Source organism: Streptomyces sp. AHA2 (genome assembly GCF_036857595.1).
Classification (GTDB): Bacteria; Actinomycetota; Actinomycetes; order Streptomycetales; family Streptomycetaceae; genus Streptomyces.
On the sequence record NZ_JAUQWJ010000005.1, the window covers coordinates 241952 to 259256 of the forward strand.

Below are 17305 nucleotides of genomic sequence, written 5' to 3' on the forward strand. Positions count from 1 at the left end.
CACGGACACGGTCCCGGCGCGGACGTGACGTCGTTGTCGAGCAGTCGCCGCTCAGCCTACTGCCGACGACCGGGTTCCTCGTGCGGGCGGCCCCGGGGCAGGGCACGAGTGTGACGCGACCGGACCGCGCCCGCCCGGCACCCCCTCGGGCCGCGGGGCGCGTTCCGGAAATCGCACATCAGGGTGATTGGCCTCCCGGCCCCGCCGATGTGAGGATGGCGCAATGTCTGCCCCCTTCGACACGAAAGTGCACGTCAGCCAGCACGACCTGGTGGTCCGGATCACGGTGAGCGGGGAACTGGACCACGAGGACGCCGAGGACGTGGAGGCCGCCTGGCAGGTGGCGGACCGCGCCGGGCTGCCCACGACCACGGTCGACCTGTCCCGGGTCACCTTCGCGGACAGCATGCTTCTCAACGCCCTCCTCACCGCCCGGCACCGCCACCTCACGGACGGCCGCGAGCTGGTCCTCCTGGGCCCGCTGCAGCCGCCGGTGAGCCGGCTCCTGGAGATCAGCGGCACACTCGGGCACTTCACGGTGAGGGACGTCCGCGACGCCGGAGACCGTTCCGACGGCCGTCCTCATGGATGCGGCCACCGTGGGTAGACGGAAACAGTCCGACACGAACGATCAGTGATCGAAGGCATCGTCACGCACAGGAACCCCCCATGGCCATCCCGCTGAGGAAGCACCCCACGGATGCACGCACCCCCGCGGCGCCCCCGCGCTTCGGCGCCGTCTGGGGCGCCGAAGGAACATCCGTCGCCGACGCACGCAACGCGGTACGCGGTCTGCTGGCCCGGGCCGGCCACCACCGCGACCACCGGATCAGCCAGGACGCCGAGATCGTCGTCAGCGAGCTCGTCACCAACGCGCTGCGCCACGCGCCGGGACCCGGCGGCCTCTTCCTGGAGATGCCGGCGCCCGACCGGCTGCGCATCACCGTCCGCGACAGCTCGCCGCAGGCACCCGCCCCGCGACTCCCCGACCCCCGGCGCGTCGGCGGTCACGGCCTGCTCCTCATCACCCGCCTGTGCGAGCAGGTCCGCACCATCGCCCACGAGGGCGGCAAACAGGTGATGGCCGAGCTGGGCCTTCCGCCGGCACCGGGCGGCCGGCGGCCCCAGCCGGCATGGTGACCGGCGTCTTCGCATAATCTCGACCGGCGTACGACCGACACGACCGACCATGGCCGAGGAGCCACGGACCGAGCACGAGAAGGAGGGACGATCGTGCTGACGCTGATCAGCCGTGAGGAGGATCTGGCCGTCGCGGCACTGCCGGAGGACGTCGACTTCTTCACCAGTGCCGGTGTCCGCGCGGCAGGGGAACGGATCCTCGACGGCGGCTGCCGCTACCTCGTCGTGGACACCTCCCCCGTGGATTACATCGACTCCACCGGCATCACCGTGCTGCTGACCTTCTGGCAGCGGCTGGAGGCGGCCGGAGGCGCGTTGCTCGTGGCCGTGCCCGACGAACACCTGCGGTGGCGTCTGGAGACGCTCGGGCTGGCCGGAGTCATGCCCGTCGCCCCGACCCTCGGGGAAGCCGTCTCACGGGCCCGCCGCTTCCGGAGCATGACCCACCGCCCCCGCCGCGAGACCGTGGAGTTCGACGCCGAGACCGCCTGAGCAGGACGGGTCTGCCCCCGAGGGCGGCCGCCCCTACGCCCGTAGCTCCACGGCGATGTGCGCGGACAGGGCGCGCAGGAAGTCCGGTGCGTCGAAGATCTCCCCCGCCGACGCCACACCGGTCGTCCGGGTCCGCCCGGTCAGCACGCGGTCGAGCGCTTCCACGACCAGGGGCGCGGTCACCGCGTAGATGTCCCGGCCGCGGGCCACGGCCCGCCGTTCGGCGCCGCCCGAGCGGACGACGACGTCGACGACGAACGTCTGGTCCGACCGGCCCCGCTCGTCCACCGCGGTCGGCGCCGGGGTGTCGGGGGCGGCGACGTCCCGGGCCGCCTCGACCGTCATGTACGTGCACACGTCCGGGACCGCCAGGTGGCTGGGGATCGTGACCACGTCGGCCATGGTGAACTCGCCGATCACGGCACGGCGGCCCAGCGGCTCGGGGAAGTCCCACTCCAGGACCGGAGGCGCGTCCTCGCGGTACTCCGGGCGCCCCTTCGCATGACGGAGCCGCCGTCCGCCCCGCCGCTCCCGGGAGACCGCGCCCGAAGAGCGCGTACCGGCGGTCGGATGCCAGCCGCTGAGCCCGTACGCCACGTGCGCCTCGTCGGCCGCGGCCCAGTCGCCCATCGTCGCCGTGGCCAGCAGGTCGCCGAACCCGCCGAAGAAGGCCATCGCCGGGACGACCACCGCCCCGGCCTCGCGGGCACGCCCGGCGAACCGGGTGAAGGTGTCGGCGTTGGCCTCGATCTCGGCGGCGACGTCCAGGTAGGGGATGCCGGCGTCCAGTGCCGCCTCGACCAGGGGACCCGCCGTCGCGGCGAAGGGCCCCGCGCAGTTGATCACCGCGGCGGTGCCGGCCAGGGCGCGGTCGAGCGACGCTCGGTCCTCCACCGACGCCGGACGGGCCTCCCACCCGGTCTCGCGTGCCATCGCCGCGAGCCTGTCCGCGTCGCGGCCGGACAGCACGGGGACGAATCCCCGTTCCGCCAGCTCCGCGACCACGAACCGCCCGGTGTGCCCGTAGGCCCCGAACACCGTCGCCGTCCGCCCCGCTGTCATGGGTCCCCCTCGTTCAAGTGCTCCGTGGTGATCGGTCCCGGACATCGTGGCGTCGGCCGGCCCCGGCCACGACTGTCCGGAACGCCACTCCCCATACACTTTCGGACATGACCACCGTCGCGCTGGCCGTCACCGACGGCATGCTGCACTTGGAGCTGGCTCTGGCCTGCGAGGTCTTCGGCGGAAGCGGTCCCGATGCGGACGGGTCCTGGTACCGGCTGCGGATCTGCGGTCCTCGTGCCGTGCGGGCCGGCCGCTTCCGTCTGGATCCCGACGACGGGCTCGGCCGGCTGGCACGCGCCGACACGGTGATCGTGCCGGGCTGGGCCGACATCGACCGGCAGCCACCGGACGATCTGGTCGACGCCGTGCGCACGGCCCACGAGGCGGGAGCGCGGGTGGCCTCGCTGTGCACGGGCGCCTTCGTGCTGGCCGCGGCGGGCCTGCTGGACGGGCGGCGTGCGACCACGCACTGGGCGCACACCCGCGAACTGGCCCTGCGGCACCCGCGGGTGAGGGTGGACCCGGATGTGCTGTACGTGGACGAGGGCAGCGTGCTGACCTCCGCCGGCAAGGCCGCCGCGATGGACCTGTGTCTGCACCTGGTCCGGCTCGACCACGGTTCCTCCGTCGCCAACACACTCGCCCGCCGTCTGGTCGTCCCGCCGCACCGCGACGGCGGACAGGCGCAGTTCGTGACGACGCCGCTCCCCGAGCCGGACAGCCACCCGCTGGCCGAGCTCCTCCCGTGGGCGGCCCGGCGGCTGGACCAGCCCATCACGGTGGAGGACATGGCCCGCCGGGCCGGCATGAGCTCGCGCAACCTGGGCCGGCACTTCCGATCGGTGACGGGCACCACCCCGCTGCGCTGGCTGCTCACCCAGCGCATCCGCCGTGCGCAGGAGTTGCTGGAGACCACGGACCGGACCGTCGACGCCGTCGCCACGGCCACCGGCATGGGTACGGCCACGACACTGCGCCGCCACTTCCACCGCACGGTGGGCGTAGCCCCCGACGCCTACCGGCGCACGTTCCGCAGCCGCACCGGGGCGGGCTCCCCCGAGGCCGACTGAAACCGGCACCCGCGCGGGCCCGGCCGGACGACCGGGGTGCGCTGGTGCTGCCGGCAGGAGGTCGAGCGGTTGCTCGGGCCGGGCACCGCCCTGGTCACCGTCCGCCGCGAGACCGACGGGACGGGCCGGGCCGGCCGACCCGAGGGCAACGGGTTCCGCGCCGCGGCCGTACGCGGAGGGGGCCCGCCGCCGGGGGGGAGGACGGCGGGCCCTTCGCCGTCCTGCTGCCCCCGGCCGGGCGGATGACACCCGGCGGGTGCACACCGTGCTGCGCACTCGCCTCGCCCGAGGCACGGCCGGCCCTGATCTGCCGGGCGCCGGTCGAGGCGGTACGCATCTGCACCGGCCATGTCGTGAGCGCGCTCGGCCGGGGCACCCATGCGCTGGATCCTTGGCGTTCCGGGCAGCCACCTGCTCCGGCGTCTTCACTTCGCTGCCGGTGCTGACCGGCCAGGGCCGCGAGCACCACGGCGACATACTGCGCGAAGCCGCGGCACTGGTCGACGACGGCAAGCTGCTTCCCCTGCTGGACGGGGAGGCGCCACACCCTCGCCGACGTGGCGGACGCCCATCGGTCCGTGGCGAACGGCACGGCCGACGGAAAGGTCGTGGTCGGCGACGCGAGCGGGTGGCGCCGGTCCCCCACACGCAGGGGGCCAGGCCGTGTCAGCGGCGGGGCGCGGCCATGGACGCGAGGTAGGTGAGGGCCTGCGCGCTGCGGCTGCCCGGTTCCGCCGACCCCACCAGCAGTTCCTGGCCGGGCGCGGCCCGCACGTCGAAGCTCTCGTAGGTCAGCTCGATGCGTCCGGCCTCGGGGTGTACGAACACCTTGAACGCCCGGGTGAGACCACCGGCCTTCTGGTCGTCCCACAGGGCGCGGAACTCCGCCGACGCCTGCAGCAGTTCCTGGACCAGTTCGTCGATCTCCGGGACGTCGCTGAAGCGGGCCGCGTTCAGGCGGAGCGCGTGCACCGTCGCGCTGGTGACCAGCCGCCGGTCCGGGAAGACGTCGCGGGCCCGCGGGTGGGTGAAGAGGATCCGCGGCATGTTGGACTCCCCGTCGAAGGGCTCGAGGAGCGCGTCGGCGATCACGTTGGTGGCCAGGATGTCGAACGCGGGTCCCAGGACGTAGGCCGCGGCGTCGGGAAAGGTGTCGAGCAGGCGCAGCAGGTTGGGGTGCACCTGGTCGCGCAGGCTGCCGACCTCGGCCGCGGGGCTCAGCCCCGCGAGCCTGTGCAGGTGGGTACGCGCGTCGGTGTTCAGGCGCAGTGCCCTGCCCAGCGCGCCGACGACCTGCGGCGAGGGGTTGGTCTCCCGGCCCTGTTCCAGTCGTACGTAGTAGTCGGCGCTCATCCCGGCCAGTACGGCGACCTCTTCCCTGCGCAGGCCCTTGACCCTGCGCGTGCCACTGCCGGCGGGGAGACCGACGTCGGACGGCTCCAGGCGGGCGCGGCTCGCGCGGAGGAAGTCTCCGAGGGACTGGGCAGACGCACGGTGCATGAGACCGACGGTACTGCGCGGCTGCCGCGGCAGCCTGGGTGCGCGGCACCCAGGCTGCCGCGGCCTTCCCGAGCACGTGCTCGGCGGGTGGACTGATGCCGGTGGCCATCACCACGGGCCACCTCACGTACACGAAGGAGATCACTTTCATGCTTGCGTCCACCCCCTCGGAGAAGAAGGTCGTCCTGATCACCGGGGCCAGCAGCGGCATCGGCGAGGCCACGGCCCGTCACCTGGCCGCCGTGGGCCATCAGGTCATGGCCGGAGCACGTCGTACCGACCGGCTGGCGGAGCTGGCCCGAGAGGTGGGCGTGGCGAACGGTGTACTGGACCACTGCGCGCTCGACGTCACCCGCCGCGACAGCGTCGAGTCGTTCGTCGACGCGGCACTCGACCGGTTCGGCCGGATCGACGTGCTGGTGAACAACGCCGGCGTGATGCCGCTGGCACCGATGGCAGATCTCCGCGTCGACGAGTGGGACCGAATGATCGACGTCAATGTGCGCGGCACGCTGTACGGCATCGCCGCGGTACTGCCGAGGATGCGTGAACAGGGCGGCGGGCACATCGTCAACATCGCCTCCGTGGCCGGTCACCGCGTGGACCCGACCGCGGCGGTGTACTGCGCCACCAAGTACGCGGTGCGCGCCCTCTCGGAAGGGCTGCGCCAGGAGAGCCGCGACATCCGCGTCACGGTCGTCAGCCCCGGGTTCACCGAGAGTGAGCTGCTGGACCGGGGTGGCGCCGTCGAGGCACAGGCGGCAGCGCGCGCCGCCGCACGGCAACTCGCCATCCCGGCGTCCGCCGTCGCCGAGGCGATCGGCTTCGCCCTCGATCAGCCGGCCACCGTGGACGTCAACGAGATCGTGGTCCGCCCCACCGTCCAGGGCTGAACCCGGCCGGCCGGTGCCTGCTCCGCCGGAGCAGCGGACGTACGACACCGGCCAACAGGAGGCCACCGCGACGGTGCGGGCGCCGAACGCAAGGCGTCGCTGCAGTGCGTCGCAGTATGTGGATACGCCACGGCATTTCGCCGTTGAGTCCTGCCGTACCACTCGTCAGCGGTACGCAGGTCTTCCTGGTAGCCGGAAGCGTGCGCTGATGGCCACAACGCCGACCTGAGCGGTTCCGGGGCCTGGGGTGCGAGGCCTGGGCGTGGAAACCGACTCGGCCGATGGGCGATTCGTGACCGTCCGCACGCATGTGCTCACAGGCTGAGCCAAGGCATGGTCCGTGAAGCTCGGAACGGCGCTCACCGCCAAGCGGCCGGCAGCCGCGCGGGAAGGACCGCGTGGCGAATTGATCAATGGAATCGCCAGCGGGGTCGGATGAGCTGGCGAATGAGGTCGGCCGAAGCAGTCTGGTTGTCACAGGTGAGGCATCCGACTTGTCACATACGCTCATTCAGCAGTCCTTCTGTCACCAGAAGCGAAGATCGGCAGGCCCGCGGCTCATAACGGCGGTTCTATGGGCCATGGCCGCTACACGCGCCGGGTTGGGAAAGGCAGTCAAGGCCGCTGACATCGTGGTCGTTCGGTGCATCAGTGCAGCCGGCAGGAGATCTTCGTGCGTCCCAACACGTCGAGTAGAGGCCCTCATTGGCCCAGGCCCGGAATCGTCGGGCCGCAGAAGACAGGTGATGGAAATGCGAGATGAGGCCGCCAAGCGGGTCGAGCTGGTCTTCTCCCTCTTCGACGCCAACGGCAACGGGGTCATCGACTCCAATGACTTCGACCTGATGACGGGCCGTGTTCTGGAGGCCGCGGCCGCTTCGGACGACAGCGCCAAGGCCGCCATCCGGGCGGCGTTCCGCCGCTACTGGACGACGCTGGCCACTGAACTGGACGCCAACGGCGACGGTGTGATCACCGTGGACGAGTTCCGTCCGTTCGTGCTCGACCCCGAGCGTTTCGGTCCCACGATCGCCGAGTTCGCCGAGGCCCTCTCCGCACTCGGCGACCCCGACGGGGACGGCCTGATCGAGCGCCCCCTCTTCGTATCGCTGATGACGGCGATCGGCTTCGAGGAGGCGAACATCCACGCCCTCTTCGACGCCTTCGGCCCGGACGCCGGGGACCGCATCACCGTGGCTACGTGGGCCGCCGGCATCAAGGACTACTACGCGCCGGACATGGCCGGGATCCCGGGCGACCAGCTGGTGGCTGCCCGGGCCGTCTGACGCGGTCCTCAGAGGCCTTGCCGGTCGTGGGCGGCACCGCTACGACGCAGCCTCGGGCGTCATGGCGCGGGCTTGTGCGCGAACACCCACCGGTTCCCCTCCAGCGCATCGTTGGGCTCGGGGAGGGGGCCACGTCGGTGCCGGCGGGTGAAGTCGAAGGGCGTGTGCATCGAGGTGGACCAGCCCTTGGCTGTCAGGTCGCCCGCGGAATCAGGTCGTGGCCCCTTGTCGAAGAGGTGGAGCAGGTCGATGCCGATCTGTTCGCGCGTCGCCGTGTAGATCGGGCTGTCACGGTACGCCTGCAGGTCCTTCTCCAGCTTGGCCTCGAAGGCCAGAGCGCTGCCTCCGGTGGTCAGCCTGTCCACCGTGTCGATGAGGTACGTCTCCGCGGGGCCCGGCAGGTAGAAGAGGAGTCCCTCGGCCAGCCAGACGCTCGGCGCGGCCGGGTCGAAGCCGACGGTCGTCAGCGCGTTGACCCAGCCCCCGCGCAGGTCGACCGGCACGGGGACGCGCTTCACCTTCGCGGCGGCCGACAGGTCCGTGAGCACCCGTTGCTTGAAGGCCAGCACACCCGCTCTGTCGATCTCGAAGATGACGCAGTCGGACGGCAGATCCAGCCGAAAGGCGCGGGTGTCCAACCCCGCTCCCAGCAGGACCACTTGGCGGGCGCTCGTGCCGACCGACCGGAGGATGAAGTCGTCAAGCGCCCTCGTCCGCAAGCCGAAGTAGCGGGCGAACCTCCCCCACAGCGGGTTGTCGTCCCCGTCCGGAACCTGCTCGATGCGCACAGGCCAGTCCGCGCAGGCAGGGGCCGCGCGCACGAAGTGTTCCGCGTAGGCGTCCTGGGCCAGGCTGTCGTGGCGGTGGGTCTCGATGGCCCGTGCCGCGGCGACCAGGAGGGCGGTCAGGCCCACGCCTCCGTCCACGCCTTCCACGTCTGTGTGCTGGGGCGTCGTGCCTGCCATGCTTCCTCCGTCGGTGGAAGTGGGGTTGCCAGATGCTCACTTGTCGGATGGGGCGAGTCCTCGGTGCCGCGTGCCTCGCTCATCGGCTCGTTCCCTACGGGAGCAGGACGGGTTTGACCACACGGCCCGCGTCGCAGTCGCGTTCGGCCTCGTTGATTCCGGCCAGCGGGTAGGTGCGGATCAGTTGGTCGAAAGGGAAGCGCCCGGCCTGCCACAATCCGATCAGCCGGGGTATCAGCACTCCGGGCACGGCGTCCCCTTCGCAGATGTGGCGAATGCTGCGGCCACGGTCGAGCGTGCCCGGCTCGAGCGCCAGTGGGGTGTGCAGGCGTGCCACCAGGCCGAGGCTGCCGGTGGGACGCAGGGCCTGGAGCGCCTGGTTGATGAGAGCGGGTGAGGCCGTGGTGTCCAGCGCGTACTGGGCGCCGCCGTCGGTCAGTCGCCGGATCTGTTCGGGCAGGTCGGGTGCGGCGGCAGGCAGGGGGGTCGCGCCGAACCGCTCGGCCGAAGCGAGCCTCTCGGGATGCCGGTCGACGGCCACGGTCAGTACGCCTGCGGCGGTGGCCGCCATCACCGCGGTCAGGCCCACCGCTCCCGCACCGAAGACCACGAGGGTGTCGCCGGGACCTGCGCTGAAAGTGTTCAGCACGGCTCCGGCGCCGGTGAGGGAACCACAGCCGAGGGGCCCGAGCAGTTCGAGAGGTAGTGCGGGGTCGACTCGGACGGCGTTGCGAGCCGGCACGAGGGCGTACTCGGCGAACGAGGACTGCCCGAACCACCGGGGTGCCAGTGCTTCACCGGTCGCGTCGGTGAGCCGCGGCGGTTCTTCCTGGCGCCCCCCGAAGAGGTTGAGGGAGGCGAAGGAGTCGCAGTAGGCGGGGGCCGCGCCGCGGCAGTTGCGGCAGTGTCCGCAGGAGTCGAAACTCAGCACGACGTGGTCACCGACGCCGATCGCGGCGTCCGGGCCACCTCCCGTGTGCACCACGACCCCAGCGCCCTCATGGCCGAGGACGGTCGGCACAGGGCTCCGGCCGGCGGATCGCCGGACCGCGAGATCGGTCCGGCACATCCCGGTGCCCGCGATCTCGACCAGGATCTCGCCGACGGCGGGCTCTGTCCGCAGGACCACCTCCTCGACCGTGAACGGGTCCTCGTACGAGCGCAGTACGGCTGCCTGAAACCTCATCGTCACGCCTCCTGCGGGCGGTGGACGACGAACGGCCGGAGGTTTCCGTACAGCCCCCACGGCCCGCCCGCGACGCCGACCCCGCTGTCCTTGACACCTGCGAAGGGCTGGGCGAGGGACAGTTCGGCGTGATGGTTGACCCAGGCCGTGCCGCATTCGAGCCGCTCGGCCACCGCCTCGGCCCGGTCGAGATCGGTACCCCACACGGAGCCACCCAGTCCGAAACCGGTGCCGTTGGCCGCGTCGACGGCTTCGTCGAGACTGCGGTACGGCAGCACCGGCAGAACCGGGCCGAACTGTTCCCCGCTCACCACCGGACTGCTGGGCGGCACGTCGGTGAGAATCGTGGGAGCGAAGAAGTAGCCCGGCCCGTCCTGCCGCCGGCCGCCGGCCGCCGCCCGGGCGCCGTCCGCCAGAGCCTGCTGTGTGACCCGCTCGATTCGGGCCAGCTGCGGGGCGTTGTTGACCGGGCCCAGCCGGGTTTCAGGGTTCAGGCCGGGGCCGACGGCGACGGTCTTCGCCCGCTGGGCGAGGGCTTCGACGACCTCGGCATGCAACCGGGCAGGGGCGTAGAGGCGTTTGATCGCCATGCAGACCTGCCCGCAGTTACGGAACGCCGCCCAGAACAGCCGATCCGCGATCCGGTCCACGTCGACGTCGTCGAGCAGGACGGCAGCGTCATTACCACCCAGCTCCAACGTGACCCGGGCGAGCGAGGCGGCCGCCGCTTCGGCGACGGCCCGCCCGGTGGACACCGAACCGGTGAAGGTGACGTGGCGGATGCCCGGATGGGACGCGAGACGGGCACCGAGGGGTTCGCGTCCGGTGACTACGGTCAGGACGTCCTCGGGCAGGACGGCGGCAAGGACGGAACCGAGCAGCCGGGTGGCCAAAGGGGTGAACGGGGAGGGTTTGATGACCACGGTGTTGCCCGCCGCGAGCGCGGGCGCGAACTTCGCCGCCGCGAGCTGGAGGGGAAAGTTCCACGGCACGATCGCGGCGACGGGCCCGAGCGGTCGCCAGCGGATCTCGCTGCGCACCGGCCGGCCGTCGACGATCTGCCGGGTTCTGGGGGCGAGGTCTGCGAAGTAGCGTAGGCGGGCCGCCGTACGGGCGACCTCTGCGTACGACTCGGTCAGGGGCTTGCCCTGCTCCCGGGTGAGCAACCGGGCGAGGTCATCGCCGGCCGCCTCGACTGCGTCGGCCGCCACGCGCAACGCAGTGGTGCGTACGACGGGGTCGGCCCGCCAGCCGTGCCAGGCCCGGTGGGCCCGGTCGACCACGGCGTCCAACTCCTCCGGCTGCTGGTCGGGGGCCTCGTCGAAGGTCTCCCCGGTGGCCGGGTCGACAACGGCGAAACGCGCGGGGCGTCCGGGACCCTGTCCGGACTCGGATGTCGGCATGCCAGCGGTCAGTTCACCGCGGGGACGTCGGCCGCGTGCTCCCGGGCCTGCCGGTCCATCTCCGCGCGGAAGGCGGCCACCAGATGCGGCTGAATCCTTCCGGCGTTGCGGTCGCCGCCCTCGCAGACCGCTCCGCGCACGCCCACGATGTCCGTGCCGATGCGGGTCAGCGGAGCGAGGTCGATCTGTTTCACACTGCCCGCGAGGGCGGCGAGCAGACCGGACGCGTGGGCCAGCCGGACGAACTCGGCACAGACGTCCGGCGGAACGTGGTCGAACAGCCGTGACCCGTCCTTGACGGCGGTGTCGAGCATGGCCGCGTCGGCGCCGGATCGGGCGGCGATGTCGGGCAGGGCGAGCGGGTTGACGCAGCCGATGCGGTGAGCGTCGGCATAGCCCGAGGCGACGACGAGCGCTTCGGGGCGGTAGTCCTTCACCGCCCTGACGACCGCACGCATGACCTCGATGCCCTGATCAGGCGTCGTGCACCCGTAGAGGCCGACCTTGATGTACGTGGCCCCCGAGACGACCGCGCCGAGCGCAGCCTGGGCCACCGTGCCGGGCTTGTACGGGACATCCCCCACGGTCGCGGACACCGGCGTGCCCGCTGGGACCGCGTCGCGGATCTCCCTGATGACCCAGGGGAAGTTCGCGCCGAGAGAGCCCTCATCGGGCTTCTTGACGTCGACGATGTCGAGATGCTCCGCCGCCTTGGCACAATCGAGGGCCTCCTCGACACCGTCCGGGGAAATGAGAAGCAACACCATGACCTCCTTCGCCGCCGGTCCGCCCGGCCGAGGGACAGGGGACCGCGGATCACCTGGCTCATGTGCGGTGCACTCATCATTTCCGTCACCCTCGGGAACCGGGAGGGCGCACAGAGTACCCATGAGGTGCTCGTGCCCCCATGCAGTGCGCCGTACATACCGGAGCAAACCAGCTCCGACCTCCCGGAACTCCAGTATCTGCTTCACGTGGGTGGACGAGATCGGGGTGGTGATGGTGCGGATGCTGCCGTTAGCTCTGTCCACGAGAAGGTGCCAACGCGGTCAGGTCTGATCCGCGGCGCGCAGGGCCCGCGCCAGCCATTCCAGCTCCTGGGTCGCGTCGGGCGACGAATCCTGCCCGCGCACCCGGGCGACGAGCCTGCGGTAGTGCTCTGCTCCTGCCTCGATCCCGGCCTCCAGGCTGCGCAGCACGGCGGCCCGATCGGTGTCACCGAACAGCTCGGACAGCACCTCGACCGCTGCCGGCCCCTCGGGAGCCACCCCGCCCTTTCTGACCTCCGCGACGGTCTGCACGATCTGCCTGGCCCACCAGATGGACGCCCCGGGGGGACGGCCCTGCCCCGGTACGGGCGTGTTGAGCTCCATCCATGTGCGCAACCGGGCGCGGAACTCGGGGTCCCGAACCAGTTCGGCCAGTTCGATCCAGGCGTCGACCTGCTCGGGTGTGGGGTCGTCGGGCAATTCGATGCTGAAGGTGCGCATGCGATCGCGCAGGCGCGGGTCGTCGAGGCCGCCGAACACCTCCTCCTTGAACTCGTCGATGATCTGCCTGCGCTCGGCGGCGGAAAGCCGCGCCAACCGGTTCATCAGTGCTGTCTCCTCGACGGTCGAACCCCGTTTCGCCACGGTGGACAGGACGGCCCGGCTCACCTTGAGTGAGCGGATCTGCGCGTCGAGCGCGGCCACATGCGCGTCGGCGACCTCGGCGACCGTGGTGCGGCCACTCAGGACGCGGCACACGTCGTCGAGCCCGAGGCCCAGCTCCCGCAGAGTGCGGACCAGCTCGACGCGGGCCACGGACTCGGCGTCGTACAACCGGTAGCCGCCCGCGGAGCGGGCCACGGGCGGCACCGCCCCCTCGTCCGACCAGAAGCGCAGGGTACGCACCGAAAGTCCGGTGCGGTGCGCGAGCCGGCCAATGGTGAGCACGTCGGGGCGTTCGTCGTCCATGAGTAAGATCCTGAACCCTCCGGCGGCTGGAAACTCAAGCGCCTCGGTGCGACATCCCGTGAGTTCTCCAGACCTCTGCCGAGCTCCGACGACGTGGTCCATCAGCGCCGTGTCGGTGATGTCGCCGGCGATGACGTCCGGGTCGGACCGGGAGATGTCGAACACCGAGGAGCCGGGCGGTGAGCCGTAGGCGTCGAGCCGCCCCACGGCCAGCGATTCGGTGCCCAGCGTGCGGAGCTTGTGCGGAGGAGGCGGTCGAGCGTGCCGGGCGCGGCGTGAGTGGGGCGCACGCCGCGCCGGCGGGTCAGCTGAAGGGGTCGAGGGTGAGGTAGGCCTGGCGCGGACTTCCGTCGTGCACCAGGGACTCGTGGTGGCCCACGTCGTCGAAGGCGAACGCGTACGCCTTCCCGTCGGCCATCTGGGCGTGGATCTTGCGGGCGTAGTGGTTGGTGACGGCGTCCTTGTAGAAGTTCGCGGCACCGGCGTCGGGCTGGTTGGGGTTGATCAGCAGCGTGGAGCGGTTGAAGCCGGCACAGAGAGTCCGTGAGATCGGGCCGCGCACCTGGTCGTTGGGGGCGTCGAGTCGCCGGTGACAGCCGAAGACGGAGGAGGCGTCGGGCTTCTGGAAGCTGGTGACCACCGCACCCGCGCCGTTGGTGAAGTTCATGACGCCGCCGGAGACCCGGCCGTAGTACTTGGTGCCCGGCTGGTCGGCGAACGGGGTGACCGTGAGGGTGGAGGTGGAGTACTTCTGCCAGACGCGGTTGATGTAGTCGTCCATGACGGAGGCGGGCAGCGCGCCGGTCTCCAGGCCGTACAGCGGTGAGAGGGCGCGCAGCACGGTGCCGTCGGAGCGGGTCTGGATCAGGTTGGCCCAGCCGCCGGGCTGGCCTCTGAGGGCGTTGAAGAACCCGGTGTAGCCGCCCGGCTTGAGCCGGCCCGTGGTGGCGGTGCTGCCGTCGGCCCGCTGCACGCCCACCGCGTACGGTGCCGAGAACATGTCGACCTGCGTACTGTTGATCCACAGGCCCGCGTCGTTGAGCGTGTACTCCGACCAGTTGAACAGGATGTTGCGGTTGGGGTCGGTCGGGTTCTGGACGGCGGGCTGGACGAGACCGCCGGTGGTGAGCTTGAAGACGAGTTTCTGGCCGTAGGAGAAGTAGACACGGCCGGAGAACTTCGGCATGCGGATCGTCGTCGACTGGCCTGCCGCCGGGCCGGGGATCGAGGCGTCGGGAGCCGGCGTGGGCGGGTTCCCGCCTGCGGGCCAGGGGTGGAAGGTGCCGTTCGCGTCCGCCCAGCCCTGCCGGCCGGTCGACAGTTCGGTGCCCAGGTTGTAGATGTACACCTGCTCGCCGCGGGCCGAGTTGTTGGTGATCTTCAGCGGGATCGTGGCCGGGACGGCCGCGTGGGCGGTGGTGCTCGCGCCGGGCGCGAGCAGCGACCCGGTGAGCACCGCGCCGAGTGTCAGCGCGATGGCGGCGGCCCGGCGTCCGAGTGTCCGTAACATGCTCTGCCTCCGTTCGACGGATGGCTGGTCCGGAAGGTTCTGAGAGCGCTCTCACAGGGAGAGTCCCGCCTTGGTACGTACCTGTCAATCGCTGGGACGCAGGGATTCCGGCACCCCAGCCGGCGGATCAGCGCGGACCGGGGCGCCGGTCCGCGTCGCCGCCAGCCCGGCGATCCCGGGGCCCGACCGCCGGGCGGAGGCAGGACAGGACGACCACGAAGGGCCAGACCGACTGCAGCGTGGTGACGGCCCGCTCGGCCACACCCATGGCGCCCTGGTGGTGGGTCTCCAGCAGGAACCACCCGGCGCCCAGCGCCATCACCGCCGTCGCCGCGAGGGACGGGGCGGGCCGCAGCGCCCACGGGGTGTCCCGGCCGGGCCGGGCGGCCAGAACGGGCCACGCCGCCAGGAGGGCGAAGCCGACCGCGGCCACCGAACCGTGCCTCAGGGAACCGCCGCTGCTCGGTACCGGGAACAGCGCCACCGCCAGGGCCGCGGCACCGCCGCCCGCCAGGGCGATCCGCCCGGCCGCGGCGGCGGGCCGCAGCCCGTACGCGGTCAGCAGGTGACAGACGCCCAGGGCGACGAACGCGGCCGTCATGACCCAGGAGCCCGACGCGCCGGGGGCCGCCAGGACACTGATGGTCTGGGCGACCGGGTCGTACGTGGAGCCCTGCAGGGACGCCGCCACCAGCCAGCCCAGGATCAGGACGACGGGCGCGCACCCCGAGGAGAGCAGAGCCCACGAAGGAACGGATCGCACCAGCACACCGTAGACCGGGTGATCCGGGACTTCGGGTTCCCGCTGCGCGGGGCCGCCCCGAGTGGCCCAGTCGCGGGGCCCGCTCCCCTGCGGGGGCGCACGATGGAACCGTGCGGCCTCCTGACGGAAGGTGACCGGTGCATGGAACTCACTCTGGTCGTGCTGATCATCGTCGTGGGGCTGACGTTCGACTTCACCAACGGCTTCCACGACGCCGCCAACGCGATCGCCACCTCGATCTCCACCAGGGCGCTGAGCCCGCGCGTGGCGCTGGCCATGGCCGCCGTCATGAACTTCTGCGGCGCCTTCCTGGGCACCGAGGTGGCCCAGACCGTGGGGAGCGGCATCATCGGCGCGCCCGAGGGGACCTCGGGGCTGCTGCTGGTGATGTGCGCGCTCCTGGGGGCCATCGGCTGGAACGTGTTCACCTGGTGGCGGGGACTGCCGACCTCCTCCTCGCACGCGCTGATCGGCGGCCTGGTCGGAGCCGCGCTCGCCGCGTCCGCCACGGTGCACTGGTCCGGCATCGTGGACAAGGTCCTTTTGCCGATGGTGCTGTCACCGCTGGTCGGTGTCGCGCTGGGGTACGGGCTGCACGTGCTCGTCCTGTGGGTGTTCCGCCGCTCGAACCCGCGACGCACGATGCGTCGGTTCCGTGTGGCGCAGACCGTCTCGGCCGCGGCGATGGGGCTCGGGCACGGGCTGCAGGACGCGCAGAAGACCATGGGGGTCATCGTGCTGGCGCTGGTGACGGCGGGCTGGCAGGACGGCTTCTCTGTGCCGGTGTGGGTGATCGCCTCCGTCGCGGCGGCGATGGCCGCCGGCACCTACAGCGGCGGGCGGCGCATCATCACCACGCTCGGGCGGCGCATCGTGCACCTCGACCCGCCGCGCGGCTTCGCGGCGGAGACCGCCGCCGCCACCGTGCTCTACGTCACCGCCTTCGTGGTGAAGGCGCCGATCTCCACGACGCAGACCATCACGGCGGCGATCCTGGGAGCCGGAGCGACCCGGCGCGCCTCGGCCGTGCGGTGGCAGGTCGCCCGCTCCATCGGCACCGCGTGGCTCCTCACCTTCCCCGGTGCGGGGATCCCGGCCGCGGCGCTCTACCTGGTCCTGCACGCCCTCACCGGCCGGTGAGACGCCCTGCAACCGCCGAGCGCGAAGGACCGTCCTACTGGGCACCATGATCCCTGCAACCCTCACCGGCCCGCTGGCCGCACCGGTCCGCCAGTTGCTCGACTTCGCCTGGACGCAGACGCGGGCGTGCGCGTTCGCCATCGCCCTGCTGTCGGGCGTGGCGGTGTCCACGCTGCTGCCCGACCTGCCCGTGGCGCGCTACGACCTGCTCGTGGTCTACGGCGTGCTGCTCACGCTGGTGTTCTGGGCGCGCGGCTGGGAGACCGGCCGGGACATCGCCGTGATCGCGGCCTGCCACGTCATCGGGCTGGCCTTCGAGCTGGTGAAGGTGTCCCTCGGGTCCTGGAGCTATCCGGAGCCGGCGGTGCTGAAGTTCGCCGGGGTGCCGCTGTACGGCGGGTTCCTGTACGCGGCCGTCGGCAGCTACCTGTGCCGGGCGTGGCACCTGTTCGACCTGGAAGTCGTTCGCTACCGCCCGCGGGCGACGGCCGTCGTGGCGCTGGGCATCTACGTCAACTTCTTCAGCCACCACTGGCTGCCGGACGTGCGCTGGGTGCTGGCCGGGCTGCTGCTCGCCGTCACCCTGGGCACGTCGGTGCGGTTCACGGTCCGGGGCGTGCGCCGGCGGATGCCGCTCGCGCTGTCGTTCGTGCTGATCGGCTTCTTCCTGTGGGTGGCGGAGAACCTGGCCACCTTGGTCGGCGCGTGGCGCTACCCGTACCAGCAGCACGGCTGGGAGCCGGTCGGCGTGGAGAAGTTCGGCGCCTGGGCGCTGCTGATCAGCGTGACGTTCGTCCTGGCGGCGGTGGGCCGGCGTGCCGGTCGGCCGGGCGAAGAGGAGGCGTCCGGCGGGGAGCGCGGAGTCGTCGGCTCACCCGGCGCTGCGTAGCATCTGATGGAGGAGAACAGGGTGATTCGGCTTCTTCTTCAGGCC

Annotated in this window: 17 protein-coding genes; 8 read left to right on the top strand and 9 right to left on the bottom strand. The window is 71.6% G+C overall.

The window, feature by feature from the left end; all coding sequences use genetic code 11:
- Nucleotides 1–223 precede the first annotated feature (223 nt).
- From Q5694_RS13660 to Q5694_RS13670, 3 genes are all read left to right on the top strand, one after another.
- Nucleotides 224–607, top strand: coding sequence for an STAS domain-containing protein (locus tag Q5694_RS13660; RefSeq protein ID WP_333933122.1), 384 nt, complete (start codon nucleotides 224–226; stop codon nucleotides 605–607).
- 62 nt (nucleotides 608–669) lie between these two features.
- On the top strand, nucleotides 670–1140 hold the full coding sequence (locus Q5694_RS13665) for an ATP-binding protein (protein WP_333933123.1): 471 nt from the start codon (nucleotides 670–672) through the stop codon (nucleotides 1138–1140).
- Between the two features lie 93 nt (nucleotides 1141–1233).
- A complete protein-coding gene (locus Q5694_RS13670; RefSeq protein WP_333933124.1) occupies nucleotides 1234–1632 on the top strand; it encodes an STAS domain-containing protein in 399 nt (132 codons plus the stop codon).
- Nucleotides 1633–1665: 33 nt separating this feature from the next.
- On the opposite strand, the gene Q5694_RS13675 is transcribed toward Q5694_RS13670, so the two are convergent.
- Entirely contained in the window at nucleotides 1666–2694 is a 1029-nt protein-coding gene (locus Q5694_RS13675; protein WP_333933125.1) for a saccharopine dehydrogenase family protein, read from the bottom strand.
- 107 nt (nucleotides 2695–2801) lie between these two features.
- Here Q5694_RS13675 and Q5694_RS13680 point away from each other — a divergent pair, with 107 nt between their 5' ends.
- Complete coding sequence (locus tag Q5694_RS13680; RefSeq protein WP_333933126.1) at nucleotides 2802–3767, top strand: helix-turn-helix domain-containing protein; 966 nt, start codon at nucleotides 2802–2804, stop codon at nucleotides 3765–3767.
- 666 nt (nucleotides 3768–4433) lie between these two features.
- On the opposite strand, the gene Q5694_RS13685 is transcribed toward Q5694_RS13680, so the two are convergent.
- Nucleotides 4434–5267, bottom strand: a complete 834-nt coding sequence (locus Q5694_RS13685; RefSeq protein WP_333933127.1) for a helix-turn-helix transcriptional regulator — start codon at nucleotides 5265–5267, stop codon at nucleotides 4434–4436.
- Between the two features lie 149 nt (nucleotides 5268–5416).
- On the opposite strand from Q5694_RS13685, the gene Q5694_RS13690 reads away from it, so the two are divergent.
- Complete coding sequence (locus Q5694_RS13690; RefSeq protein ID WP_333933128.1) at nucleotides 5417–6160, top strand: SDR family oxidoreductase; 744 nt, start codon at nucleotides 5417–5419, stop codon at nucleotides 6158–6160.
- Between the two features lie 752 nt (nucleotides 6161–6912).
- The gene (locus tag Q5694_RS13695; RefSeq protein WP_333933129.1) at nucleotides 6913–7446 is read left to right on the top strand and encodes an EF-hand domain-containing protein; all 534 of its coding nucleotides are present in this window, start codon (nucleotides 6913–6915) and stop codon (nucleotides 7444–7446) included.
- Nucleotides 7447–7505: 59 nt separating this feature from the next.
- On the opposite strand, the gene Q5694_RS13700 is transcribed toward Q5694_RS13695, so the two are convergent.
- From Q5694_RS13700 to Q5694_RS13730, 7 genes are all read right to left on the bottom strand, one after another.
- On the bottom strand, nucleotides 7506–8411 hold the full coding sequence (locus tag Q5694_RS13700) for an SAM-dependent methyltransferase (protein ID WP_333933130.1): 906 nt from the start codon (nucleotides 8409–8411) through the stop codon (nucleotides 7506–7508).
- Between the two features lie 94 nt (nucleotides 8412–8505).
- Nucleotides 8506–9597: an NAD(P)-dependent alcohol dehydrogenase gene (locus Q5694_RS13705; RefSeq protein WP_333933131.1), complete on the bottom strand. Its 1092-nt coding sequence runs from the start codon at nucleotides 9595–9597 to the stop codon at nucleotides 8506–8508.
- Nucleotides 9598–9599: 2 nt separating this feature from the next.
- Nucleotides 9600–11000 carry an aldehyde dehydrogenase family protein gene (locus tag Q5694_RS13710; protein ID WP_333933132.1) on the bottom strand — a complete coding sequence of 467 codons (1401 nt, stop codon included), beginning with the start codon at nucleotides 10998–11000 and terminating at the stop codon, nucleotides 9600–9602.
- A gap of 8 nt (nucleotides 11001–11008) precedes the next feature.
- Nucleotides 11009–11764 (bottom strand): (5-formylfuran-3-yl)methyl phosphate synthase, encoded by a 756-nt coding sequence (locus tag Q5694_RS13715; RefSeq protein ID WP_333933299.1) that lies wholly within the window; start codon nucleotides 11762–11764, stop codon nucleotides 11009–11011.
- Nucleotides 11765–12049: 285 nt separating this feature from the next.
- Nucleotides 12050–12958 carry a helix-turn-helix domain-containing protein gene (locus Q5694_RS13720; RefSeq protein WP_333933301.1) on the bottom strand — a complete coding sequence of 303 codons (909 nt, stop codon included), beginning with the start codon at nucleotides 12956–12958 and terminating at the stop codon, nucleotides 12050–12052.
- 304 nt (nucleotides 12959–13262) lie between these two features.
- On the bottom strand, nucleotides 13263–14468 hold the full coding sequence (locus Q5694_RS13725) for a glycoside hydrolase family 64 protein (protein WP_333933133.1): 1206 nt from the start codon (nucleotides 14466–14468) through the stop codon (nucleotides 13263–13265).
- Between the two features lie 127 nt (nucleotides 14469–14595).
- A complete protein-coding gene (locus Q5694_RS13730; RefSeq protein WP_333933135.1) occupies nucleotides 14596–15231 on the bottom strand; it encodes a DUF998 domain-containing protein in 636 nt (211 codons plus the stop codon).
- Between the two features lie 141 nt (nucleotides 15232–15372).
- On the opposite strand from Q5694_RS13730, the gene Q5694_RS13735 reads away from it, so the two are divergent.
- Both Q5694_RS13735 and Q5694_RS13740 read left to right on the top strand, forming a co-directional pair.
- Nucleotides 15373–16371, top strand: coding sequence for an inorganic phosphate transporter (locus tag Q5694_RS13735; RefSeq protein ID WP_333933136.1), 999 nt, complete (start codon nucleotides 15373–15375; stop codon nucleotides 16369–16371).
- Nucleotides 16372–16417: 46 nt separating this feature from the next.
- Nucleotides 16418–17260, top strand: a complete 843-nt coding sequence (locus tag Q5694_RS13740; protein ID WP_333933137.1) for a DUF817 domain-containing protein — start codon at nucleotides 16418–16420, stop codon at nucleotides 17258–17260.
- Nucleotides 17261–17305: the final 45 nt, after the last annotated feature.

Bases quoted from the DNA above. Each gene is read 5' to 3' on its own strand.
- Q5694_RS13690 (WP_333933128.1), top strand. From the start codon at position 5,417: ATGCTTGCGTCCACCCCCTCGGAGAAGAAGGTCGTCCTGATCACCGGG.
- Q5694_RS13740 (WP_333933137.1), top strand. From the start codon at position 16,418: ATGATCCCTGCAACCCTCACCGGCCCGCTGGCCGCACCGGTCCGCCAG.
- Q5694_RS13705 (WP_333933131.1), bottom strand. From the start codon at position 9,597: ATGAGGTTTCAGGCAGCCGTACTGCGCTCGTACGAGGACCCGTTCACG.
- Q5694_RS13675 (WP_333933125.1), bottom strand. From the start codon at position 2,694: ATGACAGCGGGGCGGACGGCGACGGTGTTCGGGGCCTACGGGCACACC.
- Q5694_RS13695 (WP_333933129.1), top strand. From the start codon at position 6,913: ATGCGAGATGAGGCCGCCAAGCGGGTCGAGCTGGTCTTCTCCCTCTTC.
- Q5694_RS13735 (WP_333933136.1), top strand. From the start codon at position 15,373: ATGGAACTCACTCTGGTCGTGCTGATCATCGTCGTGGGGCTGACGTTC.
- Q5694_RS13700 (WP_333933130.1), bottom strand. From the start codon at position 8,411: ATGGCAGGCACGACGCCCCAGCACACAGACGTGGAAGGCGTGGACGGA.
- Q5694_RS13680 (WP_333933126.1), top strand. From the start codon at position 2,802: ATGACCACCGTCGCGCTGGCCGTCACCGACGGCATGCTGCACTTGGAG.
- Q5694_RS13660 (WP_333933122.1), top strand. From the start codon at position 224: ATGTCTGCCCCCTTCGACACGAAAGTGCACGTCAGCCAGCACGACCTG.
- Q5694_RS13685 (WP_333933127.1), bottom strand. From the start codon at position 5,267: ATGCACCGTGCGTCTGCCCAGTCCCTCGGAGACTTCCTCCGCGCGAGC.
- Q5694_RS13725 (WP_333933133.1), bottom strand. From the start codon at position 14,468: ATGTTACGGACACTCGGACGCCGGGCCGCCGCCATCGCGCTGACACTC.
- Q5694_RS13665 (WP_333933123.1), top strand. From the start codon at position 670: ATGGCCATCCCGCTGAGGAAGCACCCCACGGATGCACGCACCCCCGCG.
- Q5694_RS13710 (WP_333933132.1), bottom strand. From the start codon at position 11,000: ATGCCGACATCCGAGTCCGGACAGGGTCCCGGACGCCCCGCGCGTTTC.
- Q5694_RS13720 (WP_333933301.1), bottom strand. From the start codon at position 12,958: ATGGACGACGAACGCCCCGACGTGCTCACCATTGGCCGGCTCGCGCAC.